Here is a 23057-nt window from a genome sequence, read left to right as displayed (position 1 = left end):
GAGCCGTTTCCTTAATCAGTTGAAATGAGGTCGATTCGCGTCACAAACTCGCTCGCAATCCATGTGATTGCCTGGTGTCAAAGAGCAAGGCCAGCCTTAACTTTCAACTTTTCGGCCTGTTGCGCCGCAAGGATGCTGGCTTGCAGAACTGGACTTTGCAGCGCTGTTTTTAAGACTGATTCAAAATGATCGATGGCGTCTGAATACGATGGCTTGTCTGCGCCATAAACCATGTCGCTCACGAAGGCCACATACTGGGCGCTGAGCGTCTTGCTCGTTTTTGCGAAAGCCATGCTGGCTTGTAGCTCTTTGGCAGGATCGTCTTTGAAATCATCATGCGACTTGAACTCGAAAGCGTCCTTGTTGATAGCTGTCGCGAGCAGGGAGCCAAAACCGTCCAAATCAGCGGTCAATGCAGGATATTTATCCGACAGAATCTTGACATCGAGAAGATGGCGGATGAGAGCTTTATCCCAATGAAGCTCCTCAGTCAAAAATTTTTCGTTGAATATTTTCTGGCTCTTGGCCCCCTTCGGAACCTGGTCCGCCATCTGCTTGCTTAAACGACGCGGAAAAGAAACTATTTTTTCCGCCAAGGCCTCTTCCAACGAAACACACTCCAGTTTCAACGGTGCCGAGTAGCTGCCGCTTAACAACCTGTCCAGCAATAAGCCTACTTCTTGGGATTGGCTTGGCTTGGCCAATTCCGTGTAGTTCAGCTCGATTAATAAGTGTGGGCGCAACGAAACTGGTTTATCAAACACCGAATCATATTCAACGCTAATCGCGCAATAGGCCCCCTCGTCTCTCACTTTTGTCGCAATGGCGTCATCGCCGGTAAATCCGCCGACCACCAAGGCTGTCGTCACGGACTGTCGGAACGTCTTCAGTTCATTCATTCGGCGAGTTTTGCTAAGGATGAGAGCCGCTGCCGTCGGCACGACTTTATAATCAATGTCTTCCGACATGCGTTCCAAAATCCCGTAGGCCTTGGATAAACACGTCCCGCCGCAAAACACAAGCTTGAACAGAGGGCTCGCAGGCAAGGCAGCCAGGATTTTCATGGCGTCGACTACATGCATGTCTTTTTCAAGCACATAAGCTGGAAGCGCTACGGGGCTTTCCAGAGCAAAATCAGCGAGCTTCTGAGCGTCAACGGCTGAGATCTTTTTCATTTCTCATACCTGATCTGCTTGCCACCAAAACCGATTTTCCGGGCCACCCGCGCCTTGCCAATATTGACGACAGGAGCCATCGGCATTTGCGTCGATTTGCCGGATATGTATTCCTTGGCCGATGCACCAACGTCAGCCTCAACCCCCATTTTCGACAACGCTTCAAGTCCCAGTTGGACGAGGGGAACGACGGGAATTGGGTTACCCGTGATGCTGGACTTTTTCGCCTTGACATAAATGCCATAACCAGCCTTGACCAAGAAGCCTTTGCGGATGGCGGCGCGTAGAGCGCGACCGACCTGATCATAGCCGCCGAACCGCTCAAAGTCTTTTCTGAGGAAAACATTGGGTTTGGAGCGAGCGATGCTCATTTCAATGCGTTCTTCCAAGTTCATTTTCGGCATGAAAACCCTGCAAACATAAGACATTATTGTCGTATGTTTGCATGCGTAGAAACCCATGTCAAGGGCCATCGGAGATCGTTACGGCGCGATGAGTTATCGCCGTCATCTCAGATACCAGCCGAGGTAAGCAATGAACTGACAAGGTCGAGCCGATTCACAAGTATCCCGCAACGCTACATATAAGTAGGGCAAGGACACACTTGATCGACAGCAAAACTGTGTTTTGTGGCATCGTCGCCGCAGTCCTGGAATCAGCCCAGGCTGGTCACGAGATCCTTGCCGAACGCCACCTCGGCCACGTCGCACGCCATGGCGATGATCTGGCCTATCGTCTGTTTGCTGTGGTTCGTGCTCATCCACCAGCCAGAGACCAGTTGGGTCGAGCTATCACGAACCAGGTCCGAGCGGCCTGGATAAAGGTCGTTGGCGTCGAGGGCCAGGTAGCGCCGGCTCCGGCCATGCTTGGGCAAGCCGGCGAACCGCTCGCCGAACATCGCGTCCCGCTGGATCAGCAGGTCGAACACCTGGCGCAGAGTGTCGATGGCGTTGCGGGCTGGATGGAACTGCCCCTGGAATGAGAAGCCGGCCGGCCGGCTCGGGGCGGCCGCGACGCGCGCCACCGGCATGGGCGGAGCTGCCGCAGCGGCGGGTTGGCCAGCAGACTTGATCGATGCTGTCCCGATAGCCGGGACTGCCATCACTTGCGACCCCAGCTGAGCGGCTGCTTTGGCCCGAGCGATGGATCTCGTCGGGGAGACAGGCAGCTGCAGACGGCCGGCCACGCTTTCCTTCAAGAAGCTCGCGACCATGTCCGGCTCGGGTTTGAAGCCGCACAGACTCTCGACGCGGTCGGAGAGGATCTCCAACAGCATCCCGTCTTCGTCATCGATGATCTGCCGCCAGGCCTTGGGAAGGGTCGCCAGCATCTGGCGGTCCTTGGACACGTTGCGGTAATCATCGCGGGCGGCCTGGATCGCATGCCCCGACGCCACCGCCGAGTGCAGCAGGTATCGCTGCAACCGCTCGACGCACTCCTTCACGTCGCGGTCGACGATGTCGAGCTTGTAGACACGACGCTCGCCATAGTCGCCCTGCTCGCCGGGCAGGAAGAAATGCCACTCGCGGCCATCGGTGAGGATGGCCATCGGAACGCCAATATGGAACGCATATTCGAACAGTTGCCGCTCAGCCCCGTCGCTCTGGCCGATCTGTTTGACCTCGACGAAGGCGATGGGCTTGGCCGGTGGGTTGCACAGGGCGAAGTCGACGCGACGTCCTCCCAACGCGTATTCCGGCCAGACGGCGTCGGTGTCGTAAGTGGGCCAGCCCAGCGCATGGAGGAGGCGCAGCACGATGCCCTGGGATACCGACGCCTCGTTGGAGAAGCGGCCCGCTTTGATACCGGCCCGGATGGCCTCGACCTCCTGCTCAATCCCCATGCGACACACTCCCCCTGTTGTTATAGAAACATTTTACAGGAGTCTGGTCGAACGGACTGAGCTGGCTACCCGAAGCGCGCGCCGTAAATCAGGCTGATGGCCGGGTTTAACTTGTGTATACCTGAGGTGGATCAGACTCGGCGGGTCTGATCCCGGATCTTACTCGGCGACATCGAGCCCGCGCTCGATCATGCCTTCGACATAGGCGCGCAGGTATTGCTCCAGCGCCGGGCCGGACAGCACGTTGGCCGTCAGCGCGCCGTGTGGCGAGCCCTTCAGCACGCCGTCGTGGTAGACGCGGGCCAGCCAGCCCACGGCGCTGCCGGGCGTGTATTCGAGTTCGTAGTCGAACGCTTCTCCGCTGACCTTGCGGGTGTAGTTTTCCTTGATTAATACCATCTGAAACAGCCTTTCTTTGACGAATTAACTTGGGTGCGGATCGGGGACCGGATCATCCTGCGGCACCGGGTGCGCGGGACCGGGACGGTGCCCCGGACTCGTATCGGGCTCCGGTGCGGACAGCGGATCGTTGACCGGCGCCGGGTCGGGCGCGCGGTGCGCTTCAATGGCATGGCTGGGCATGGCAGGCCTCCGTTAGCGAACAGGCAAAGGAAGACCATACCACGACTCGCTGCCCTCTGCCCTTATTGGCCGTCCTTGCCCGCCCGTGGCGTGCGCGGCGCGGCGTTTTTGACATATTTTTCCAGCCAGTTGTTGCTTTCATACAGCATGTGCATGATCGATTCGCGCGCGCGGTAGGCGTGGCTTTCGTTGGGCAACATCACCAGGCGGGCCGTGCCGCCCAGACCCTTGATAGCCTGGAACATGCGCTCGCTCTGGATCGGGAAGGTGCCCGAGTTGTTGTCCTGCTCGCCGTGGATCATCAGCAGCGCATCCTTGATCTTGTCGGCATAGTTAAACGGCGACATGGCCTGGTACACCGCCTGCGCCTGCCAGAACGGCCGGTCTTCCGACTGAAAACCGAATGGCGTCAGGGTGCGGTTGTAGGCGCCGCTGCGGGCGATGCCGGCGCGGAACAGGCGCGTATGGGCCAGCAGGTTGCCGGTCATGAAGGCGCCATACGAGTGACCGCCGATGGCGATGCGGTCGCGGTCGGCCACGCCGCGCCGCACCACTTCATCGACGGCCGCTTCGGCGTCGGCCACCAGCTGCGGCAGATAGGTGTCGTTCGGTTCCTGCTCGCCCGTACCGACGACGGGAAACGATGGATTGTCGAGCACGGCGTAACCCATGGCCAAAAAGGCCGCCGGCCCCCAGTAGCTGACGGCATTGAATTTATACGGCGAACCCCTGGTCTGGCTGGCGGCGCTGGCGGTCTTGAATTCCTGCGGGTAGGCCCACATCAGGGTCGGCAGCGGGCCGTCGCGTTTTGCATCGTAATTCGGCGGCAACATCAGGGTCGCCGTCAGGTCGACGCCGTCGGCGCGCTTGTAACGGATCAGTTCCTTTTGCACGTCTTTCATCTGCGGCAGCGGATGCGGGAAATGCGTCAGCGGCGTCAGGGCAGTCGCACCCGGTTTCAGATTGCGCACATAATAGTTCGGCTGCTCGGTCGGCGATTCGCGCGTCGACAGCAGGCGGCCACCGTCTTCGTCGAGCACGGCCACCACGTTTTCATAATACGGCGCGGCGCTCTGGAACAGCCGCTCCTTCTTTTTCGTCGCCAGGTCCAGGCGGTCGATAAACGGACGGTCGCCATCGTTCGAGGCGCCGGCGCCGTCGAGCAAAATGGTACCGTCGGCGGCAATCAAAATGCGCGGCAGGCCGGCCGCGTCGGCGCGCATCACGGGCTGGCCCGGATCGTTGTAGCGGTCTTCGAACGAGCCTTCATAGATCAGGTCAGCTGCCTGGTCCGCGAGTTTATCTGGATAAATGCGCCACTGCCTGATGGCGCGCGTCTTGTACCACGCTTCGGTCAACAGGGCCAGGTCGCCACGGCCCCAGGCGACGCCGCCATAGCGCGCAGCGAGCCTGGCCAGCACGGCCGGCCTGGTGGTAAATGGCGCGGCCTGGGTGTAGACGATGTCGCGGATCTCGGCCGGTTTGGCCGGGTCACCGCCATCCTGGGCTTCGGCCCATACCAGGGTGGCCGGCGCATCGACCCGCCAGCTGACCCTGCGCACGCCGGGCGAGACGGCGTCATTGCCGGGTGGCAAGCCTTCTTCCAGCGGCAGGGTGGCCACCACATGCACCACCTTGCCGGCCAGGTCGCGCACTTCGATCTTGCTGCCGAAGGCGCTCGCCGGCACCATATACGAATACGGACGTTGTATCGTTTCGGTCAGCAGATACTGGCCGCCCGGCGCCACGGTGGCGCGCGAAAACGCCGCCGGCTGGCCCACCAGGCGCTGCTTGCCGGTCACGTCCAGCAAGGCCAGCTGCACTGTGATGTAGTGTTCGAACAACTGCGCATCCTGGGCGTTTTTCAGCAGGTCGGGATAGGTGCGCAATTGCTTGACGGCACCGCCGGGCAGGCTGTCCTGGATCGCCGGGCCGGTTGGAATGCCATTGGCCACAGGCGCGGCGCCCAGCCTGGCCGGTTTCAACTGCACCAGTAAGGTCTTGCTGTCTGGCATCCATGAAAAGCCGCGGCCGGCTACGCCCGACAAGGGCTGGCGGGACAGTTTGCGCGCCACGCGGCTGCGCACATCGAGCAGCCACAGTTCCACGCCGGAATCCTTGATGCCCCGGGCGACATCGGCATACACCACATTGCTGAAGGCCAGGTAGCGCTGGTCGGGCGACCAGGACAGGTCGGCGATGCGCGCTGCGGCAGGCAAGCCGCTGACCTTGATTGCTTGCTGCGTGTCGATGTCGAGCAGGCCCAGTCCCGTATAAAAACTGAAGCGGCTGGACGAATAGGTGCGCGGGTTGATGCGCAGGCCGGCCAGCTTCAGTTCAGGCTGCGCCACTTCGCCGATGCCCGGCAACGATGGCGTGGCCAGCATGGCGGCCAGGTTGCGCTTCGGACTGAGGCTCAGGGTGGGCGCGCGCGGCGCATCGACGATGGCTTGCAGCGCGGCCGGCGGCAGCTGGTAGCCGCCCGTTTGCGCGCTGGCCATCGAGGAAGCTGCCATCAGGCCGACGGTAACGGGCAGCAAGGGAAAACGGGATGACATGGCGCTCCAGGGACGGTGGATGGGGAACGGTCCATAGTGCTGACCTGCCATCAAAATGTCAATAAGCAACATTTCAATACCAGCCATGCCTGCGGCGATCTGGCTTACAATCGCTGTTTCACCGTTGCCCGAAGCTTTACATGGAAACCACCACCCTTGCCCTGCTGTTCCTGGTACCGCTGCTGGTCTGGCGCATCTATTCGCGCCTGAAAAAACTGGTGGCGCGCCAGAAGTCGCTGCTGTGGCGGCACCGCCTGGTGGCCTTCGGTGTTCCCGCGCTGATCGTGTTCCTGGCAACGACGACCAAATTCGAGATATTGCCGCTGTCGAGCCTGGGCGCGGGCGTACTGGCCGGCGGCTGGCTGGGCGTGCTGGGCATCAAGCTGACGCGCTTCGAACAGGTCGGCAAGGATTACTACTTTACCCAGCACCGCTACCTGGGCCTGGCCATTACCATGCTGTTTATCGCCCGCCTGCTGTATCGCGGCATGGAGATCTACCTGAACACGCGGCTGGACGTGCCGGTGCCGCCGCCGCCTTTCGGCCAGAGCCCGCTGACGATGGCCGCCTACGGCATGGTCACCGGCTACTATGCCGCCTACGCCTGGGGCCTGCTGCGCTGGCGCCAGCGCAACGAGCCACTGGACGCCATCGAATAAGCAGCACCGGCTATTTCGTCTTCAGGTAACTGCCGCGCAAGGCAGGCGCCTCGCCCGTATTCTCGCCGGCATCGTCGACATTGCCGAAGTAGACGTTCAAGTCCTGGGCTGGACGAAAATTGCGCAGTTTGACTTGCAGGGTGGTCGGGTTGACCTTGGTAAACGTGCCGGGGAAGCACAAGCTGACCAGCTCGTCCGGTTTGCCCTTGACCAGGTTCAGGGTAAAGTCCTCGATGCCGTTTTTCCAGGTGTTACCCGTTTTCAAAATATACGAGACCCACTTGGCGTTGACGAAGCCGCTCTCGCCCTGCTTCTTCGCCAGCCGGTTCCAGGTCGCATGGAAGGCCTTGTCGCCGCAATATTTCTTTTCAAACTCGTTGCCATCGCCCAGGTAGGACGCGCCAGGGCCGGCGGCGACGAAGGGCGCATATTGATGGCGCACGCGCACGGTTTTGCCGGCAGGAAATTTCTGCTGCCACTGGTAGACCACCGTCACGGACCAGGCCGGCACCCACTGTTCGTCGTCGGACAGCCTGGCCAGCAAGTCTTCTTCGATCATGGCTTTTTTCTGCTTCGCGGTGAGCGGCTCGACCTTCCTGTCGAAGGGCGTAAACGACGGGAAATATGCCACTTGCCGGTCCGTCAGGCCCAGCGCTTTCAGGCGCGCCGTCACATCCTTGCCGCCCAGCCTGGCGACCAGCACGGTCTGGTAGTCGCGGGGCTTGCCGTCGACCTCGATCGAAAACTGCTGCGGCTGGCCGTAATACGTGGGCGACTGGTGGTAGCCGGCCTCGTAGGCAGGCAGCGGGAAGATGATGGTCTCTTCCACGTCGCTGTTCGATTCGTTGAGGAACTCGTACTCGACCTTGATCAGCTCCGTGCTGACGGTCAGCACTTCCTTTTTCATGGCCACGGCGTCGGTCTTGCCGACGATAATGCCGCCGGTGCTGACCGAACCGATGCCGTCATTGGCCATCGCCGGCCCGGCAATGAGCACGGCCAAGGTCAAGCTCAACTTCAGCCTGACTACGCCACGTTGCCAGCGGCCGCTTCCTGGCGGCGTTGCAGGACGAAAATCGGTTGCGCCCATTGCGTGTCCTTTTTCTTTTTGCTGGTAATCAAAGTCAGTTCGGACGGGTCGTAGACGTCCGTATTGTGCGTCAGCGGCGTGGTCATCAGGTACTGCGCTTCGGTGTTTTTCAGGAATTCGCCGACCAGCTGGATATTGCGGATATCGAGGTGCGCAAACGGTTCATCGATAAACACGAAGCCGCCCGAACCGCCTTCCGATTTCAGCAGGCCGATCAGGAGCACCAGCGACTTCATCACCTGCTGGCCGCCCGACGCTTCGCCGTCGTTCATGCCGATAATGCCCTTGCCGTCGAACTTGAAGCGCACATGCAGGCCCGCCTGCGACAGCTGCACGTCGTCGTTTTCCAGGCGCACCGGGTCGGCATGCACTTCGATGCCGGCCAGTTCGCCCAGCTCCTTGATGTTCTTGCTATAGGTCTTGATGGTGTAGCGCAGCCGCTCCATATAGGCGCCGCGCGCGTTGCCGGTCGCTTCGATGGCGCGGTTGTTCTGGTAGCGCCGCTCATCCGTTTCCGACTGGCGCCCGCTCAGTTGCTCGGACAGCCGGTGATGCTGGTCGATCACGGTGGCGTCCAGTTCCCAGTCGTCGCGCGCCAGGCTCGATTGCAAGCTGGACACACGCAGGTCGACCTGGTGCGCGTTCTGGTGTTCGGCCACCAGCGCGGCGCGCCGCGCCGGGCGGCGCCAGCTGCGCGGCAAGTGGCGCCAGGCGCGGCGCAGCGCCAGCAAGGCGCGCGCATGGTCGGCGCGCTGTTCGATCTGCTTTTTATAGCCTAGGCGCGAACCCGCTTCCGCCTCCGACAAGGCCAGGCGCGCGTTCTGCCAGACGGTGTCGGCGCGCGTGCGCGCGACGGTGGCGTTCTTGGTCAGGTTCTGCAACTCGCCCAGGCGGCCGCCCACGGCCAAACGCTCTTCTTTCAACGGTGTCGAATTGCGCAGCGCTTCGGCAAATTCTTCCTGGCGGGCACTCAATTCCTTGGCCGCGTCGACGCCGGCGATGCGCGCTTTCAGGTTGCCCACTTCGGCGGCCAGTTTTGAAATGGCCAGGGTCAGCGTATCTTCCTGGGCCTCCAGGCCCGGCAGGGAACGCAGCAGCGCTTCCAGGCGGCCGCTGCGGCCGGCCTGGCCGAAGCGGTAGCGCGACGCTTCGACAAACAGCGAGCGCCCGCCGCGGCGTTCGCGGTGATAGGCCTCGGGCGTGATCCATTCTTCATGGTTGCCCAATTTAAAACCGGCTTCGACGGAATCGACGCGCGTAATGCGCGACAACTGCTCGATCAGCCAGCTGGGCACGGGCGCGGAAAATTTCACCACCGCCAGGAGGCTGTCGTCTTTCGCGGTCGGCGCCGTGACGAGATCGGGCACGATAAAGTGGCGGTAGCGCTCTTTCTCGGCCAGGCGGTAGGCGGCAGCCGCATCTTTCGCTGTATCGAGCAGCACCACCGAGGCATAGCCGCCAAGCACGCCTTCGACGGCGCCCTGCCAGCGGCTGTCCGTCACTTCGACGATGTCGGACAGCATCGCGTGGCTGATTTGCGCATCGCGCAGCGCGCGGCGCATGGCGCGCACATTGTCCGGCTCCGGCATGGCCGTCTTGCCCTGCAGGGCGGCAATTGTCGCCTGCTCGCCGGCAATGCGCGCCGACAGCGCGTCGCGCTGCTGGCGCTGTTGCAGCAAGGCCGCTTCCTGCTGTTCCAGCTGGGCGGCGACGGCGGCGATATCGCTGCCCGAGTCCGCCGCCAGCTTTTGCAGGCGTTCCTTCTGTTCCAGCAGGCTGTCGAGCGGTTTCAGTTTGGCGTTGATCGAGGACAAGCGGCTCTGCAGGCCGATCGCCTCCTGCTCGAGCAGCGTCTCGTTCATCTGCGCATCGGACAGGGCTTTCGCTTGCGCCGCCAGCGCATTGCGCTTGTCGTTCAGTTGCGGGTCGTTCAAGGCCATCGGTTTGCGCGCATCGCGCAACTGCCGGCTGACCGTGGCCGCTTTTTCGCGCGCCTCGTGGTACTGCAGGCTGGGCAGCACTTCCTCGAGCAGGTTGCGGCGTTCGCGGTGCAAGCCTTCCCACTGATGGTAGTTGGCCACGCGCAGGCGCAAGCCTTCGAGATTGGTTTTCGACGCTTCGAGTTCCGTCTCGAAACGCTTCAGTTCCACTTCCGTGTCGCGCTGGTGGCGCTTGGCTTCGTCGTAGGCGTCCAGCACTTCCTTGTCGCCGAACACCTGGAACACCAGGTCAAGCAGCTGGCGCGGCGCGTACTCGCACAATTTGTCGGTTTCGCCCTGCTCGAGCGCCAGCACTTTCGACATGGCCGGCGACAGGCCGGCGTTGGCCAGGCGCTTGCGGTAATTTTCCACACCGAGCCAGTCATTCGCGTCGGAAATATCCTCAATTTGCACATTGCCCGGACGCATCAGATACTGGCGCTTCCAGTCGCCGCCGTTCTTCTGGATCTGGCAGAACAGGGTCACTTCATCGTCGCTGAAAAAGCCCGAGCTGCGAAACGGCCGGTTCGACAATTGCTTGCCCACATTGCGGTTGTCGACCACGGCGCGCAGCCAGGCCGTCTGCTGGCCCGAGTGGCGCGCATAGTGTTTGTAGGTGCGGCCCATCGAGCAGTCGAGGCCGAACAGGGTGCGCAGCGCATCGAGCAAGGTGGTCTTGCCGGAACCATTCTGGCCGGCAATCGTGATGATCTTGGCGTCGAGTGGAATATTCTTGATGCGCTGCCAGTAATCCCAGTGCACCAGTTCAAGTGATTTGATATGAAACATGGCCGCTTTCAGTGAGGCAGTTCGGGCGCGGGCTCGTCGCCGGCGTCAAGCGACGGCTCCGCATCGAGGTCGACCGCCACCAGGCGCGACGGCGCGCGCTTGAATACGTCGGCCAGGGCGCCGTTGATGATGCGCTCCTTGAGCACGTCGGTATCCATCATCAGGTCCAGCAACGGCCCTTCGACGATAAAGTCGCCGCGCCGCTCGATAAAGCCCAGCTTGGCCAACGTCCCCAGGTTCATGTCCATGCGCGTCTTCTTGCCCAGCTTGTCGCCGAAGTCGGCCAGCAAGGCTTTATAGGCGATGCCGATCGAGGCGTCTTCCGCGCGCGGCAGCGGCTTGTCGGTGCCGAACATGTCGTTCTGGTCGTCGTCCGCATGCTGGTGGGTTTCCTGGCGTTCACGCTTGGGCAGGATGATCTGCGCCCACAGCACCACCAGCAGGGCCACGCCATCGCGGGCCAGGCCGAAATTATTGTTCTGCCATACATCGCGCGCGCCAAAGATCTTCGGCTCGATGGTGCGGGAAAGGGCCAGGGTCACATGGTCGGCGTAGACGTTGTCGAGCAGTTTCAGGCCGCAGGCGAGCAATCGCGCATCGATCTCGGCGCGGAACAGTTCGTCCGACAGCACGCGCTTGACCAGTCTATCGTCACGGCGCAGGGTTTGATGCGTGAGCAGGCGCGCAATCAGGATTTGGGAATCGTCATTCATCGGCAGTGCCGCTATCTAAATCAAGAGAAAAATTCAGGGACAGCGAGGCGATCGACATGGCCGCCACATGCGGGTCGTTCAATTGGACCATCTCGTCGGTCGGTGTAAAGGTAATCGGCAGCCGGGCCAGTTCGGCCGTCGCGCCCTGCAGGCTCGCTTCGGACACATCGCCCAGGAGCGGCAGCATCGAGGCGCGATACGACGCCACGGCAAAGCTGGCCGGCAGCAGGGAATCTTGCACCGGCACGCTCTTTGGCCCTTCTTCGACGATGCTGGGGAAGTTGCCCAGGCTGGCAAAGTTCGACAGGCGCTCCAACAAATCATCGAGTTCCAGTTGCATGGCGGGTCCGTCGCTGATGGTGGTGGGGGCGTCTTCGCCGCTGGGCAGGCCCGTCTGGGCCACGCCGGCTGCGCGTTCGGACAACAGTTCGGTTTCGGCCACGTCGATCATTTCGGCCGGCGTGGCAAACAGCGGCACGACAGGCTGGTCGATGGCGCCTTCGGCCAGACTGGCCAGGTCCTCGTGCTGCAGCAGCCAGCGCTTGATATCGGTGGTCGACAGGCCGGACTGGCCCAGGTGCACGCGCTGGCGCTCGATCTGGTTTAGTGCGCGCGAGAACATGCCCTGCATGTTGAGCAATTTGCTTTGCGCGCGGCCGATCGCCTGCGCCGCCTTGTGCGTGGCGCCGTCGGCGTTTTCGTCCGAGGTGATCGCCACCAGGATCTCGGAACCCTTTTCGACCCAGTCGCAGGCCATGTTCCACTTTGCCTGCGCCGTGCGCAGGCGGAACTCGGAACCGGAAGCGATGGCGTCCGAAAACTCGTCCGTCAGGTCGACCAGGCGGCCCAGCAGATGTTGCAGTTGTTCTACCGACACGCCACCGACGGCTTGCGCGCCGGCCACCTGCGACAGCAGAAAGCCCATTTCCGCTTCGTCTTCGGTCTGCCCCAGGCCCAGCAGGCTGTCGATGGCGGAGAGCACATTGCGCGCCATGGGCGTGACGCGGTACACGCCCTGCTGCGCGTCCCAGGCCAATAACTGGTTGCTGCGCAGGCGCAGCAAGACCGTTTCCAGGCTTTCCGGCAACAAATAGGCGAGACGGGTGTTGATATCGGCGCGGGTATACGACGAGGTGGCAGCATCGGCCGCCAGTTCGCGCAGCACCAGCAGGCGCACCAGCACACCGTCGAAACCGCCGTGGAACAGCGCCGTGAACACTTGCAGCAAGGGCTGGGCGCGCTTCAGATGAAAGACTTGTTCGATCTCGTCAGCCGAAATATTCGGCTGGAAATGCGCTTGCAAGGAATCGTGATGCTCCTGCTCGGTCTGATTTGCATCCGCAGCCACGGCTGCAATTGCCATTATATCAATCATTCTATTCCGGATGAGTGTTCAGCGGGCGGCGCAGCGGGCCTGGGGACGCTGCGGGCATAAAGGGTCGAAGGGGCGTCAGTATATCATTTCAGGGGTCAGAGCCGGCGGGTCTGACCCCAGGTTCTGCATCTGGGTTTGCTGATCAAAAAGTTACTTTTTAACGATCTTCTGCAAAGTCTGCTCTACATAATCGCCATCGTCGTCCTCGAACGTCACCTTGACCGGATACCATTCCAGCGACGGCGCCAGCCACAGGTCCACTTGCTGGCCCTTCTTGTCGGTCGGCGGCGCCTTGACCAGGTGCACGGCTTCCACCTCGCCCTGGCCGGTGGTCACGGGTTCCTGCTTGACGACCTTGAAGACCCACGGCTCGGCGTCATGGCGGCCAGCCACGAAGAAGGCCCACTCCGAGCCGGGCACGAATTTTTCGGGCTGGGCGCGCGCCACCGCCGTCAGTTGCCACACGGCGCTGTTGCGGTCCTGCTCGCCACCCTTGAGTGGATAGCTTTTGTCGCCTTCGCTGAAGCTGATGGTCTTGCTGTCGCGTTTGAAGACCGTGGTGGCGGCTTGCTTGCGAAAGCGTTTTTCCACGAACTGGGCCGGCGCCAGGCCGTAGTCGTCGACCGTGCCTTCGCTGCGCTGCTCGAGGATCTTGCCGAACAGGCTAGCCCTGGTTTCGGCCAGCAAGGAATACTTGCCGTCGCCGGCGCGCCAGTTGCTGACGGATTCGCCGGACAGCCCGATACCTTTTTGTTTGGCCTTGATGGAATAGACCAGGTCGGCTGACGGCGCCAGCTTGAAGGCGCGCTTGATGACCGGATGCTCGGTAGCGTCGTCAGCGGCGACGGCGGAAGAGAAAGTGGCGGCCAGCAAGCCTGCGGCGAGTAATTGCTTCATTGGTATAAACGACATCTCATGATCCTGTCACAGTGAGTTTGGAGACGGTTTGCGTGGTCAGCGCCCCGTTCGCTTCTGTATTGCGTATTTGTACGGGATACCATTGCATGGCCGGCGCCAGCCAGATATCGAGCTGCGACGAATAACTGCCCGGTTTGGGCGGCCGGCGCAGATGCCAGGTCTGCAAGCGACCCATGCTGGTGTCCAGCGTTTCCTCGCCCACCATCTGGAAGCGGAACACGGTCGCTTCCTTCTCTTCGCCGACGAGGATGTCGATATTGCCGGCCAGCTGTGTCACATCGGCGCGGCCGATGGCGGCCAGCTGGAACGGCAGGCTGGCCTTGTCCTGCGCCCCTTCCTGCCATGGCACGGTGGCGGTGGTGGCCGAAAAGCGGATGGTCTGGCCGGCCGCATCGAAATGCGTGGCCGTCTGCGAACGGCCGCGGCGCTTTTCCGTCGCCTTGACGGGCGCCACGCCACTGGCGTCGATCAGACCTTCGCTGGTCAATACCAGCAGGTTGATGCGGGTGATCAGCATGCTCAAGCCCACTTCCAGGCTCAGGCTATAGTGGTCGCCCTTATTTTGCCACGACATCGCCGCCACGCCCGTCCATTTGGTGCCGTCGGCATCGCGGCGGTCCACCTGCAGGTCGAATTCGGCCGAGGCCGGCACATTGGTCTTGTAGCGCCGCGCCTGTTCCACGGCGGGCTGCGGCGCGGGCGGCGTTTCAGCCGGCGCCGCAAGCGCCGGCAATTGCACCAGCGCTGGCGCTGGCGTTTCAGTCGCTGGCACCGCCGGCGCCACCACCTGCAGCGGCTGCGGCGCATCGGGCACGACCAGTTGCGGCAAATCGACCACCGGCAAGACAGGCAGCGGCGGCGCCGGTGGCGGCGGCAAAGGCACGGGCGGCGCTGGCGCGGTTTCAAGCGGCGGCGGGGCTTCGGCAACAATTGCCATGCTGACCAGCCGCGCCTGCTCGTGCATGGGCGCCCTGCCCGTTTGCGCGCCCAGCCAGTGCAGCGCCACGGCATGCAGCGCGCCGATCAGGGCGACAAAGATCACGGTGCGGCGGCGCGGCGGCGCGAAAAAGGAGGCGGACGTCATGGCTGCTAGTGTAACGCCTGTCTCCGAGATGCGCTTTCTTGCCGCAGATCAACGCACTTGAGCTTGCCGAAAAATATGGGCGAAAAATGTCACGGCGATTTCGTCAGCAGCAAGCTGATATCTGCTACGCTAGGGCCATCGACCTACCAGGAGACTCTCGCATGGCAAATCCGCAAATGCCCCAAATTCCGGGCGCAGCAGTGATGACCGATACGCTCGACTTCGTCAAGAACCTGTGGGGCAGCATGAGCGTGCCCGGCATGGGGGTGCCCGGCATGACCGCGCCCAGCCTGTCGGTGGAAGAACTGGACAAGAAAATCAACGACCTGAAAGCCGTCGAAGCCTGGCTGAACCTCAATATCAGCATGCTGCGCGGCAGCATCCAGGCGCTGGAAGTACAGCGCGGCACCATCGCCACCCTGAAATCGATGGGCGCCTCGATGGCCGCCGCCATTACGCAGCCGGGCGCCAGCGAGAAAAACCTGTTCGATGCCGTGCCGTACGCCTCGGCCTTCTTCCAGCAAACACCGCCGGCCGCCAAGCCGGCCGAGCAAGCGCCGCCGTCACCGCCGCCACAGGAAGCGTCAGCCCAGAGCGCGAGCCCGTCAACCGACGCCGCGACCCAGCTGACCAATCCGACGCTCTGGTGGAATCTGCTGCAGGATCAGTTCAAGCAGGCGGTATCGACGGCGATGACGCCGGAGCCGGCCAAGGCCAGGCACGACGCTGCGGCAAAGCCCAAGCCAGCGCCGCGCGCCAGGCCGGCTGCGGCTGAAGCGCCCGTCAAGGCGCCGGCGCGGCGCGCAGCGCCCAAAGGCAAGCTGTAAGGTTTGCCCGGGTTCGCAAGGCGAACCCGGCTTACGGTCGATCAGGCCAGGCGATGAATGCGGATCGCTTCGATCATATTGTCGTCCTGACGCTTGACGTCACCGATGGTAATCAGGCCTTCGTCGGCCAGCGCCTTGGCGTGCTCGTACGAGGACTGAAAGGTTTCCAGCGTGTCTCCCTTGGCGGCGACCGGGCGTACCCAGGCGATGCTGCCGACCTTCATTTTTTTGTAGACTTCATTGACCACATCACGCATAGTTTCTTCCTTATTGTTGTAAAGCAACTTCAGCGCGGAGCAGGCTGTTGCCTGCACCACGCTGGCGCCTAGTTTATCATCCGGCACGCCCGCGCATGGTTTTTAAGGGTTTGTCCGGCACCGGCGCCACCGTTTCCGCCACCGGCGCGGCAGCTTCGAGCGCCTCCTGCGCTGGCGTAAGCTGCATCAACTGCTCCATCAGCTGTGCAAAGCGCTGCTGGCCCGGCGCGATTTTGTCTACATACAGCAACACTTCGACGGCTTCGGCCGCCAGTTCCGCGTGATAACCACGCTGCTGCAGGTAGGAAACAATAATCTGCACCGAGTTGAACAGGATGCGCAGGTTGTTCGGCAGCTTGTCGCGCGCCGCGCGCATCCAGGCCACGGCCTCGTCCAGTTTATCGGTCTTCCACAGCAGCACGCCCTTGTTCATCAGGTCCGACGCTTCCTTGCGCGAGGCCATGATCAGGCTGGTGCCCTCGTCGCCCATCTTGGCCTTGTCGAAGATCTTTTGCACCTCGTCCTGCACCACCTGGTTGTCGTGGTTGTTCTTGACCACATAGCACAGCAAACCGGCCGGTGCATCCTTGACGCCGACGGCAAACAGCAAGGTGGCCAGTTCCATGCACACTTCCTTGTCGGGCCGCGCCGGGTCTTGCTCGAGCATCGCCTCGAGCTCGTCGCCGCACTTGCGTGCGCGCCGGTAGTCGCCCGTTTCGTGGTGTACCATGCCTTCGGTGATCTTGGTGCGCAGGCCGATTTCTTCGGGCGGAAATTCGCGCCGCGCCAGCATCAGCCATTGCAGCGCTTCCTTCGCGTCCTTTTTCAGGCCGCACACGCGCGCCAGGCCCAGGTAGGCGTCCACCGTCTTCATGACGGAAAACTCGCCGATCGCCACGCATTTGCGAAACGCCTTTTCGGCCATGCCGACGTTGCCGATCCTCAAAGCGGCCTGGCCCAGGTTGCGCTGGCGCGGCACCGAATTGGGCGACAGCCGCGCCGCCTTTTCCAGCACGCCGCACGCTTCTTCATGCTGGCCCATCAGCTGGTAGGCGACCGCCATCTGGTCGTAGGCATCGATGTAATAGCGGTTCTCGACGATCACGCCCTGGAAGATCTGGCGCGCCGCCTCGTGCTCGCCGTTGTTCATGCGAATCTTGCCCAGGCCCGCCCTGGCCCAGCTGTAGTCGCGATCCAGCAGCACTTTTTCATAGATGGCGCGCGCCTTTTCCGGCTCGCCGCTTTTGAGCAGCAGGCTCGCCTTCATGCGCAGCAGTTCGAGTTCGTGCAATTTGTTTTGCGCGATCTGCGCATCGCACAATTTGGCCGCACGCAGATAATCCTTTTCCATGCAGGCCTGGTCGATCTCGCGAAATACCTGTTTTTTATGCCACACGCGGTTCAGGCGCGTGAGCAGCACGCCTTCGGTGATCGGCTTGATCAGGTAGGCGTCGGGCTGGTGCTCGGCCGCACCCATCACCGATTCCACGCTTTTCTCGGCCGACACCATCAGCCAGACGCTGGACGGCGCCGTCAGGTTGCGCACGCGCGTCTCTTCGAGCACCTGCTGACCGTTCTTGCCTTCACCGAGGTTGTAGTCGCACAGCACCACGTCGTAGCGCGTCTTGGCCAGCAGCTTCATCGCTTCGCCGCCGCTGGCGGCCTGGTCGATATGGCGCGCGCCGAGGTTGCGCAGCGATTCGCGCAGCAAAATGCGGATGCCGACGAAATCGTCGACCAGCAGATAATGCTTGTCGGCCCAGTCGGTGGTGTCGGCTTCGTTGGGACGGGAAGTCTGGTCCATCGTCAGTACCCGGTTCATGGCAGGCGCAGCAGAAAGCAGCCGCCGCCCAGCAAGCCGCCATTGGACAGCGCGATGGCGCCGCTGCGCCCCCGGTGCTTGTGCATCTTCGCCACTTCACTGGAAAAATACAGGCCCAGGCCGGTGCTGTTGGTGGAAAAATTCACGCCGGACGACTGGCCATCCATGGCCGCCTCGCCCGCGTCAAGCAGTGCCTGTGTATAGCCGTCGCCATTGTCCTCCACGCGCAGTTCCAGCATGCCGCCATCCTCGCGCACCGACAGGCGTATCGTGTCTTTCGTGTAGCGGATGGCGTTGTTGATGGCGTGGGCCAGCACGCCGATCACCAGGTCTTCGTCGAGCGTCCAGATCAGCTCGGGCGGAAAGTCCGTCTCCATCGCGATGCCCTTGGAGGAGAGCAGGATTTTTTCCTGGCTCACCACCTGTTCCACCAGTTGCCCCACCAGTTGCGGCTGCACGTCAAACGGATAGCCCGGTTTGCCCACCTGCTTGTACAGCGCCAGCAGCTGGATCAGGTTATCGTTGAGCCGCTTGGTCTGGTACAACATCTGCGCCATCTGCAAAAAGGCCGGATCGGCCGTGACTTCGTCGCTGGACTTGGCCTGTTCGGCGGCCAGCAACGATTCCAGCGTGCCGCTGACCACGCTGATGGAATTTTTCATGTCATGGACGGTCGACGCCAGGAACAAAAACAGCTCGGGCGTGCTGTGCTGGTCTTCCACTGCATCTCTCCTTGGGCGCCGGCGGCACCGCGCCGCGGCTAGCATGCCACCGGCAAATTATACCGCCCGTTGTTGCGCTGCAAGCGACTGTTGCGCAAGCGCCATGACAAACGTCAGCATGCCGCCCCGCGCAGGGCACGGGACGGCATGGCAGATGGCGCAAGGAAAGGCAAATGACTACCTGCGCGCCCCCGCCAGGCGCCGGATCACGACGATCATGCGATCGATTTCCTCGTAGGTGTTGTAGAACGCAAACGATGGCCGCACGGTCGCCTCCACGCCGAAGCGGCGCAGGATAGGCTGGGCGCAATGGTGGCCCGAGCGCACGGCGATGCCCTCGTCATTGAGCGCGCGGCCTACCTCGGCCGGCTCGTAGCCGGCCAGCACGAACGAGGCCACGCTGGCCTTGTCAAACGCGGTGCCGATCAGGCGCACGCCGGCAATCGCCTGCAGCTGGTGAGTGGCATACTCGAGCAGCGCGTGTTCATAGGCGGCGATGTTCTCCAGGCCGATGCGCTGCACATAATCGATGGCCGCGCCCAGGCCCACGGCATCGGCGATATTGCCGGTGCCGGCCTCGAAACGGTTCGGCACGCCCTGGTAGACGGTGCGCTCGAACGTGACGTCGGCGATCATGTTGCCGCCGCCTTGCCAGGGTGGCAACTGCTCCAGCAAGTCCAACTTGCCATACACCGCGCCGATGCCCGTCGGGCCGAATACCTTGTGGCCCGAGAACACATAAAAATCGGCGCCCAGCGCCTGCACATCGACGCGCAAATGCGACACCGCCTGCGCGCCGTCGACCACCACGCGCACGCCGGCCGCATGCGCCAGCGCGATGATCTGCGCCACCGGCGTGACGGTGCCCAGCGCATTGGACACCTGCGTCACCGACACCAGTCTGGTGCGGCCGTTGAGCAGCTTGCTGAATTCGTCGACGATGATCTGGCCGCTGTCGTCGACCGGAATCACGCGCAAGGTAGCGCCCTTTTCCGCCGCCAGCTGCTGCCACGGCACGATATTGGCATGGTGCTCGAGCTGCGAGACGATGATCTCGTCGCCGCTGCCGATGAACTTGCGGCCGAAGGTATTGGCGATCAGGTTGATGCCTTCGGTGGCGCCGCGCACGAAAACGATTTCATCGGGCGAGGCGGCGCCCAGGAAGCCGGCCACCTTGGCGCGCGCCGCTTCATAGGCGTCGCTGGCGCGCGCGGCCAGCGCATGGGCGGCGCGGTGGATGTTCGAATTTTCATGCGCATAAAAATACGACACGCGATCGATCACCGACTGCGGCTTGTGCGTGGTGGCGGCATTGTCGAACCACACCAGGGGCTTGCCGTTGACTCTTTCGGCCAGCACGGGAAAATCGCGCCGCACGGCGTGCACGTCGAATGGCGCCGGCGTCTGGCCATGGCCATGGTGTTTTCCGGCCGGTGGCGCCGTCAGCACGGTCTCGAAATAAAACTGCGGTGCGCTGGCGGCGCTCGTCGCCGGCAGCTGGCGTGCCGCTCCATCGGACTTGTCCGAGACCGGATAACCATGCGCGCCGCCGATGAAGTAATACGGCGACGGCGCACCGAGGCTGGAGGCACGCGGTGTCGGCATCGAGGCGGGCGCCGGCGCGATGGGTGCTTCCAATGGCGGCTTGACGGGCGGCGCCTGCGCCGTCGCCACGCCGGGGGCGATGGCGGCGAACGACGGACCGGGTTGCGGCGGCGGACGGCTCGGGTTCGCATAGCGGGGCGCCGCGTCGAGCGCGCTGCCCGAACCGCTCAGGCTGGGTGCCTTGTCCAAGCCCGGCAGGCGCGCGAAAAACTCGCCGGCCAGCCGGTTCAGGGTTGCCTCATCCGGTAAAAATGGGATGGCGGGCAGGCCCGCCGCGCCATCACTTGTAGGTGTCTGGGTAGTCATGGTATTTACCGATCTCCACGTCTTCCAGTACGGCCAGCGCATCGTCGGTCAGCACGGCCAGCGAGCAATACAGCGAAATCAGATACGATGAAATCGCATGGCGGTTGATGCCCATGAAGCGCACCGACAGGCCCGGGCTTTGCTCGCCCGCCAGGCCAGGCTGGAACAGGCCGATCACGCCCTGGCGCTGTTCGCCCACGCGCAGCAAAATGATTTTCGTCTTGCCGTCTTCGATCGGCAGTTTGTCCGACGGCACCAGCGGCACGCCGCGCCATGTCAGGAACTGCGAACCGAACAGGCTGACGGTCGGCGGCGGCACGCCGCGGCGCGTGCATTCGCGGCCAAAGGCGGCAATGGCCAGCGGGTGCGCCAGGAAAAAGCCCGGTTCCTTCCACACTTTCGTCAGCAGCTCGTCGAGGTCGTCCGGCGTCGGCGCGCCCGTCAGGGTAAAGATGCGCTGGTCGTCATGCACGCTGGCCAGCAGGCCGTAGTCGGGGTTGTTGATCAACTCGCTTTCCTGGCGCTCCTTGATCGTCTCGATGGTCAGGCGCAGCTGCTCCTTGATCTGGTCGTGCGGGCTGCTGTACAGGTCCGACACGCGGGTGTGCACGTCGAGCACGGTGCTGACGGCGTTGAGAAAATACTCGCGCGGCTGCTCTTCGTAATCGACAAAGGTTTGCGGCAGTTCCGACTCGTCGCGCTGCGAACAGGCGACGCGCACGTCCTTCGGATTCTTGACCCGGTTCAGGCGGTAGATACCCGCTTCGACGGGCAGCCATTGCAGCAGATGCACGAGCCAGCGCGGCGTGATCGTGGATAACTGGGGAACGCTCTTGCTTGCATTGGCCAGCTGGCGCGCGGCGTTGTCGCCCAGCGCAATCTGGCTATCGTTTGTTGCATCTGCCATGAACAGTACTCCTGATGAGAAAAGTGAATATGCTTATTTGGAAACCGGATAAAGTATCGGCCCTCTGCCGTGCTCGCTCAACATGCTATGGCCATCAGCATCGCTTTATTATTCGACCAGCTCCGGCTCGCAGCGCGCCAGCAGCCCCGCCAGGCCGATGCCCAATGCATGCGCCAGTTTTTCCACCGTCAGCAGCGACGGCGTAGCCGCGCCGCGTTCGATCTCGCCGATAAACGAGCGGTTCAGGTCGGCCGCTTCGGCGAGGCGCTCCTGCGACCAGCCGTGCCCTTCACGCAACTGGCGCACGGCCAGTCCAAACTGTTTGATCAACATGGAGTCCTCAAGGTTGGTGGGCAAAAGCGGAAACGGTCGATAGCGCAGGGGCGGCCTCAACCTCCTCCTGCTGGTTATGCGCTTGCGTGACATGGCTGCCGGGCGCGACGCTGCGGGTCAGCCAGACATTGCCGCCGATAACCGAGCCCTGGCCTATCGTCACCCTGCCGAGGATGGTGGCGCCGGCATAGATCACCACGTCGTCCTCGACGATGGGGTGGCGCGCCAGGCCTTTTTTCAGCACGCCATCAAAGCCGACAGGAAAGCGCTTGGCGCCCAGCGTCACGGCCTGGTAGATGCGCACCCGCTCGCCGATGATGGCCGTCTCGCCGATCACCACGCCGGTACCGTGGTCGATAAAAAAACTGGCACCGATGACGGCGCCCGGATGGATGTCGATGCCGGTCTGCGAGTGCGCCACTTCGGCGATGATGCGCGCCACCAGCGGCGCGCCCAGCGCATGGAGCGCATGGGCCAGGCGGTAATGGATGATGGCCAGGATGCCTGGATAGCACAGCAGCACTTCATCGACGCTGTGCGCGGCCGGGTCGCCATGGAAGGCGGCCGCCACGTCGGTATCGAGCCGGGCGCGGATGCCGGGCAGCGCGCGCGCAAAGCGCTGCACGATGGCCAGCGCCTGCTGCTCGGCCGGTACGGTCTGCCGCAAGCCATGCTGGCGCGCCTGGTAAGCCAGTTCACGGCGCACCTGTTCGTGTAAACCCGTCAGGGTGGTGTCGAGCGTATGACCGACAAAAAAGTCCTCGCTTTCCTGCTGCAGGTCGAGCGGCCCCAGGCGCATCGGGAACAGCGCCGCGCACAGGGCGCCGACCAGTTCGCGCAAATGCTGGCGCGACGGGAACTGGCGCGCGCCGCATTCCTGATGGCTGGCCAGGCTGTCGCGCCAGCGCTCGCGCACGGCGCGCAGTTCATCGACGATCTGGTGCAGCTCCCATTGCGGCGCCGCTGCGGCGGGCGCGGAAAGTTCGGTGGGCAGGGTGAGCAAGGTGGGCTGGTTCATTCTTGCACCCACGGCAGGCTGTGCCAGCGCCAGCCACCCTGGTGGCCGCGCTGCTGCTCCTCGTCGAGGTCGCCCTCGAAGCCTTGTGCGATATTGAAGACGTGGCTGAAACCGGCCCTGGCGGCCGCTTCGGCGGCCAGCGCCGAGCGCTTGCCACTGCGGCACAACAGCAGCACCACGGCCGTCTTGCCACCCACCTTGGCCTCCAGTTCGCGCACAAAACGGGGATTGCGGTTCATTGCCGTGCCGGTGGCCCAGGCCACATGCAGCGAGCCGGGCACATGACCGACAAACACGCGTTCCTCGTTGGTGCGCACGTCGACCAGCTGCGCTTTGCCGGCCTGCACCAGCTGCCACGCATCCTGCGCGCTGACGATGCCCGCATAGGGCAACTGCCGTGCCTGCGCCTGGTCGCGCGCATCATTGAGCACGGCGTCAAACGCCGCCTCGCCATGCGCGGCCCGGGGATCGAATACCAATGTTGTTGCCGCCATC

General features: G+C 62.7%; 21 protein-coding genes. 2 read left to right on the top strand and 19 right to left on the bottom strand.

What is annotated here, in order from left to right:
- Positions 1 to 77: 77 nt before the first annotated feature.
- The 5 genes from CD932_RS13430 to CD932_RS13410 all read right to left on the bottom strand — a co-directional run bounded on the left by CD932_RS13430 (position 78) and on the right by CD932_RS13410 (position 6158).
- Positions 78 to 1175, bottom strand: coding sequence for a nucleotidyl transferase AbiEii/AbiGii toxin family protein (locus tag CD932_RS13430; protein WP_094443065.1), 1098 nt, complete (start codon positions 1173 to 1175; stop codon positions 78 to 80).
- Entirely contained in the window at positions 1172 to 1579 is a 408-nt protein-coding gene (locus CD932_RS13425; protein ID WP_094443631.1) for a DUF6088 family protein, read from the bottom strand. The genes CD932_RS13430 and CD932_RS13425 overlap by 4 nt, the downstream gene beginning before the upstream one ends.
- A gap of 251 nt (positions 1580 to 1830) precedes the next feature.
- Positions 1831 to 3018: a hypothetical protein gene (locus tag CD932_RS13420; RefSeq protein WP_094443064.1), complete on the bottom strand. Its 1188-nt coding sequence runs from the start codon at positions 3016 to 3018 to the stop codon at positions 1831 to 1833.
- A 159-nt stretch (positions 3019 to 3177) separates the two neighbouring features.
- Positions 3178 to 3417 carry a hypothetical protein gene (locus CD932_RS13415; protein ID WP_094443063.1) on the bottom strand — a complete coding sequence of 80 codons (240 nt, stop codon included), beginning with the start codon at positions 3415 to 3417 and terminating at the stop codon, positions 3178 to 3180.
- Between the two features lie 245 nt (positions 3418 to 3662).
- On the bottom strand, positions 3663 to 6158 hold the full coding sequence (locus tag CD932_RS13410; protein ID WP_094443062.1) for a S9 family peptidase: 2496 nt from the start codon (positions 6156 to 6158) through the stop codon (positions 3663 to 3665).
- A gap of 140 nt (positions 6159 to 6298) precedes the next feature.
- Here CD932_RS13410 and CD932_RS13405 point away from each other — a divergent pair, with 140 nt between their 5' ends.
- Positions 6299 to 6817: a hypothetical protein gene (locus CD932_RS13405; RefSeq protein WP_094443061.1), complete on the top strand. Its 519-nt coding sequence runs from the start codon at positions 6299 to 6301 to the stop codon at positions 6815 to 6817.
- Positions 6818 to 6827: 10 nt separating this feature from the next.
- On the opposite strand, the gene CD932_RS13400 is transcribed toward CD932_RS13405, so the two are convergent.
- The 6 genes from CD932_RS13400 to CD932_RS13375 all read right to left on the bottom strand — a co-directional run bounded on the left by CD932_RS13400 (position 6828) and on the right by CD932_RS13375 (position 14765).
- A complete protein-coding gene (locus tag CD932_RS13400; RefSeq protein WP_176460947.1) occupies positions 6828 to 7832 on the bottom strand; it encodes a DUF4424 family protein in 1005 nt (334 codons plus the stop codon).
- Positions 7833 to 7843: 11 nt separating this feature from the next.
- Positions 7844 to 10675: an ATP-binding protein gene (locus CD932_RS13395; protein ID WP_094443059.1), complete on the bottom strand. Its 2832-nt coding sequence runs from the start codon at positions 10673 to 10675 to the stop codon at positions 7844 to 7846.
- An 8-nt stretch (positions 10676 to 10683) separates the two neighbouring features.
- A complete protein-coding gene (locus CD932_RS13390; RefSeq protein ID WP_094443058.1) occupies positions 10684 to 11388 on the bottom strand; it encodes a hypothetical protein in 705 nt (234 codons plus the stop codon).
- On the bottom strand, positions 11381 to 12751 hold the full coding sequence (locus CD932_RS13385) for a hypothetical protein (protein ID WP_094443057.1): 1371 nt from the start codon (positions 12749 to 12751) through the stop codon (positions 11381 to 11383). Before CD932_RS13385 ends, CD932_RS13390 begins: the two co-directional genes overlap by 8 nt.
- 162 nt (positions 12752 to 12913) lie before the next feature.
- The gene (locus CD932_RS13380) at positions 12914 to 13660 is read right to left on the bottom strand and encodes a DUF3108 domain-containing protein (protein ID WP_254926573.1); all 747 of its coding nucleotides are present in this window, start codon (positions 13658 to 13660) and stop codon (positions 12914 to 12916) included.
- A 16-nt stretch (positions 13661 to 13676) separates the two neighbouring features.
- Positions 13677 to 14765, bottom strand: a complete 1089-nt coding sequence (locus tag CD932_RS13375) for a DUF3108 domain-containing protein (RefSeq protein ID WP_094443055.1) — start codon at positions 14763 to 14765, stop codon at positions 13677 to 13679.
- 161 nt (positions 14766 to 14926) lie between these two features.
- Here CD932_RS13375 and CD932_RS13370 point away from each other — a divergent pair, with 161 nt between their 5' ends.
- Entirely contained in the window at positions 14927 to 15592 is a 666-nt protein-coding gene (locus CD932_RS13370; protein ID WP_094443054.1) for a PhaM family polyhydroxyalkanoate granule multifunctional regulatory protein, read from the top strand.
- Between the two features lie 41 nt (positions 15593 to 15633).
- Here the strand turns inward: CD932_RS13370 and CD932_RS13365 are convergent, their stop codons facing one another.
- From CD932_RS13365 to CD932_RS13330, 8 genes are all read right to left on the bottom strand, one after another.
- Positions 15634 to 15849: a hypothetical protein gene (locus CD932_RS13365; protein WP_065310303.1), complete on the bottom strand. Its 216-nt coding sequence runs from the start codon at positions 15847 to 15849 to the stop codon at positions 15634 to 15636.
- A 76-nt stretch (positions 15850 to 15925) separates the two neighbouring features.
- Positions 15926 to 17671, bottom strand: a complete 1746-nt coding sequence (locus CD932_RS13360) for a tetratricopeptide repeat-containing response regulator (RefSeq protein WP_254926572.1) — start codon at positions 17669 to 17671, stop codon at positions 15926 to 15928.
- On the bottom strand, positions 17668 to 18393 hold the full coding sequence (locus CD932_RS13355; protein WP_254926571.1) for a sensor histidine kinase KdpD: 726 nt from the start codon (positions 18391 to 18393) through the stop codon (positions 17668 to 17670). Before CD932_RS13355 ends, CD932_RS13360 begins: the two co-directional genes overlap by 4 nt.
- A 177-nt stretch (positions 18394 to 18570) precedes the next feature.
- Positions 18571 to 20304, bottom strand: coding sequence for a family 2A encapsulin nanocompartment cargo protein cysteine desulfurase (locus tag CD932_RS13350; RefSeq protein WP_094443051.1), 1734 nt, complete (start codon positions 20302 to 20304; stop codon positions 18571 to 18573).
- Positions 20279 to 21211: a family 2A encapsulin nanocompartment shell protein gene (locus CD932_RS13345; protein WP_094443050.1), complete on the bottom strand. Its 933-nt coding sequence runs from the start codon at positions 21209 to 21211 to the stop codon at positions 20279 to 20281. The genes CD932_RS13350 and CD932_RS13345 overlap by 26 nt, the downstream gene beginning before the upstream one ends.
- A 108-nt stretch (positions 21212 to 21319) precedes the next feature.
- Complete coding sequence (locus tag CD932_RS13340; protein ID WP_094443049.1) at positions 21320 to 21544, bottom strand: helix-turn-helix domain-containing protein; 225 nt, start codon at positions 21542 to 21544, stop codon at positions 21320 to 21322.
- 7 nt (positions 21545 to 21551) lie between these two features.
- The gene (gene epsC, locus CD932_RS13335) at positions 21552 to 22562 is read right to left on the bottom strand and encodes a serine O-acetyltransferase EpsC (RefSeq protein WP_094443048.1); all 1011 of its coding nucleotides are present in this window, start codon (positions 22560 to 22562) and stop codon (positions 21552 to 21554) included.
- Positions 22559 to 23056, bottom strand: a complete 498-nt coding sequence (locus CD932_RS13330; RefSeq protein WP_094443047.1) for a rhodanese-like domain-containing protein — start codon at positions 23054 to 23056, stop codon at positions 22559 to 22561. The genes epsC and CD932_RS13330 overlap by 4 nt, the downstream gene beginning before the upstream one ends.
- Position 23057: the final 1 nt, after the last annotated feature.

It is taken from the genome of Janthinobacterium sp. PC23-8, assembly GCF_002250505.1.
GTDB lineage: Bacteria > Pseudomonadota > Gammaproteobacteria > Burkholderiales > Burkholderiaceae_D > Janthinobacterium.
This window is presented reverse-complemented; position numbering and strand designations above follow the sequence as displayed.

Bases quoted from the DNA above. Each gene is read 5' to 3' on its own strand.
- CD932_RS13430 (WP_094443065.1), bottom strand. From the start codon at position 1,175: ATGAAAAAGATCTCAGCCGTTGACGCTCAGAAGCTCGCTGATTTTGCT.
- CD932_RS13410 (WP_094443062.1), bottom strand. From the start codon at position 6,158: ATGTCATCCCGTTTTCCCTTGCTGCCCGTTACCGTCGGCCTGATGGCA.
- CD932_RS13420 (WP_094443064.1), bottom strand. From the start codon at position 3,018: ATGGGGATTGAGCAGGAGGTCGAGGCCATCCGGGCCGGTATCAAAGCG.
- CD932_RS13365 (WP_065310303.1), bottom strand. From the start codon at position 15,849: ATGCGTGATGTGGTCAATGAAGTCTACAAAAAAATGAAGGTCGGCAGC.
- CD932_RS13395 (WP_094443059.1), bottom strand. From the start codon at position 10,675: ATGTTTCATATCAAATCACTTGAACTGGTGCACTGGGATTACTGGCAG.
- CD932_RS13390 (WP_094443058.1), bottom strand. From the start codon at position 11,388: ATGAATGACGATTCCCAAATCCTGATTGCGCGCCTGCTCACGCATCAA.
- CD932_RS13380 (WP_254926573.1), bottom strand. From the start codon at position 13,660: ATGAAGCAATTACTCGCCGCAGGCTTGCTGGCCGCCACTTTCTCTTCC.
- CD932_RS13360 (WP_254926572.1), bottom strand. From the start codon at position 17,671: ATGAACCGGGTACTGACGATGGACCAGACTTCCCGTCCCAACGAAGCC.
- CD932_RS13330 (WP_094443047.1), bottom strand. From the start codon at position 23,056: ATGGCGGCAACAACATTGGTATTCGATCCCCGGGCCGCGCATGGCGAG.
- CD932_RS13340 (WP_094443049.1), bottom strand. From the start codon at position 21,544: ATGTTGATCAAACAGTTTGGACTGGCCGTGCGCCAGTTGCGTGAAGGG.
- CD932_RS13425 (WP_094443631.1), bottom strand. From the start codon at position 1,579: ATGCCGAAAATGAACTTGGAAGAACGCATTGAAATGAGCATCGCTCGC.
- CD932_RS13405 (WP_094443061.1), top strand. From the start codon at position 6,299: ATGGAAACCACCACCCTTGCCCTGCTGTTCCTGGTACCGCTGCTGGTC.
- CD932_RS13375 (WP_094443055.1), bottom strand. From the start codon at position 14,765: ATGACGTCCGCCTCCTTTTTCGCGCCGCCGCGCCGCCGCACCGTGATC.
- CD932_RS13350 (WP_094443051.1), bottom strand. From the start codon at position 20,304: ATGACTACCCAGACACCTACAAGTGATGGCGCGGCGGGCCTGCCCGCC.
- CD932_RS13415 (WP_094443063.1), bottom strand. From the start codon at position 3,417: ATGGTATTAATCAAGGAAAACTACACCCGCAAGGTCAGCGGAGAAGCG.
- CD932_RS13385 (WP_094443057.1), bottom strand. From the start codon at position 12,751: ATGGCAATTGCAGCCGTGGCTGCGGATGCAAATCAGACCGAGCAGGAG.
- CD932_RS13370 (WP_094443054.1), top strand. From the start codon at position 14,927: ATGGCAAATCCGCAAATGCCCCAAATTCCGGGCGCAGCAGTGATGACC.
- CD932_RS13345 (WP_094443050.1), bottom strand. From the start codon at position 21,211: ATGGCAGATGCAACAAACGATAGCCAGATTGCGCTGGGCGACAACGCC.
- epsC (WP_094443048.1), bottom strand. From the start codon at position 22,562: ATGAACCAGCCCACCTTGCTCACCCTGCCCACCGAACTTTCCGCGCCC.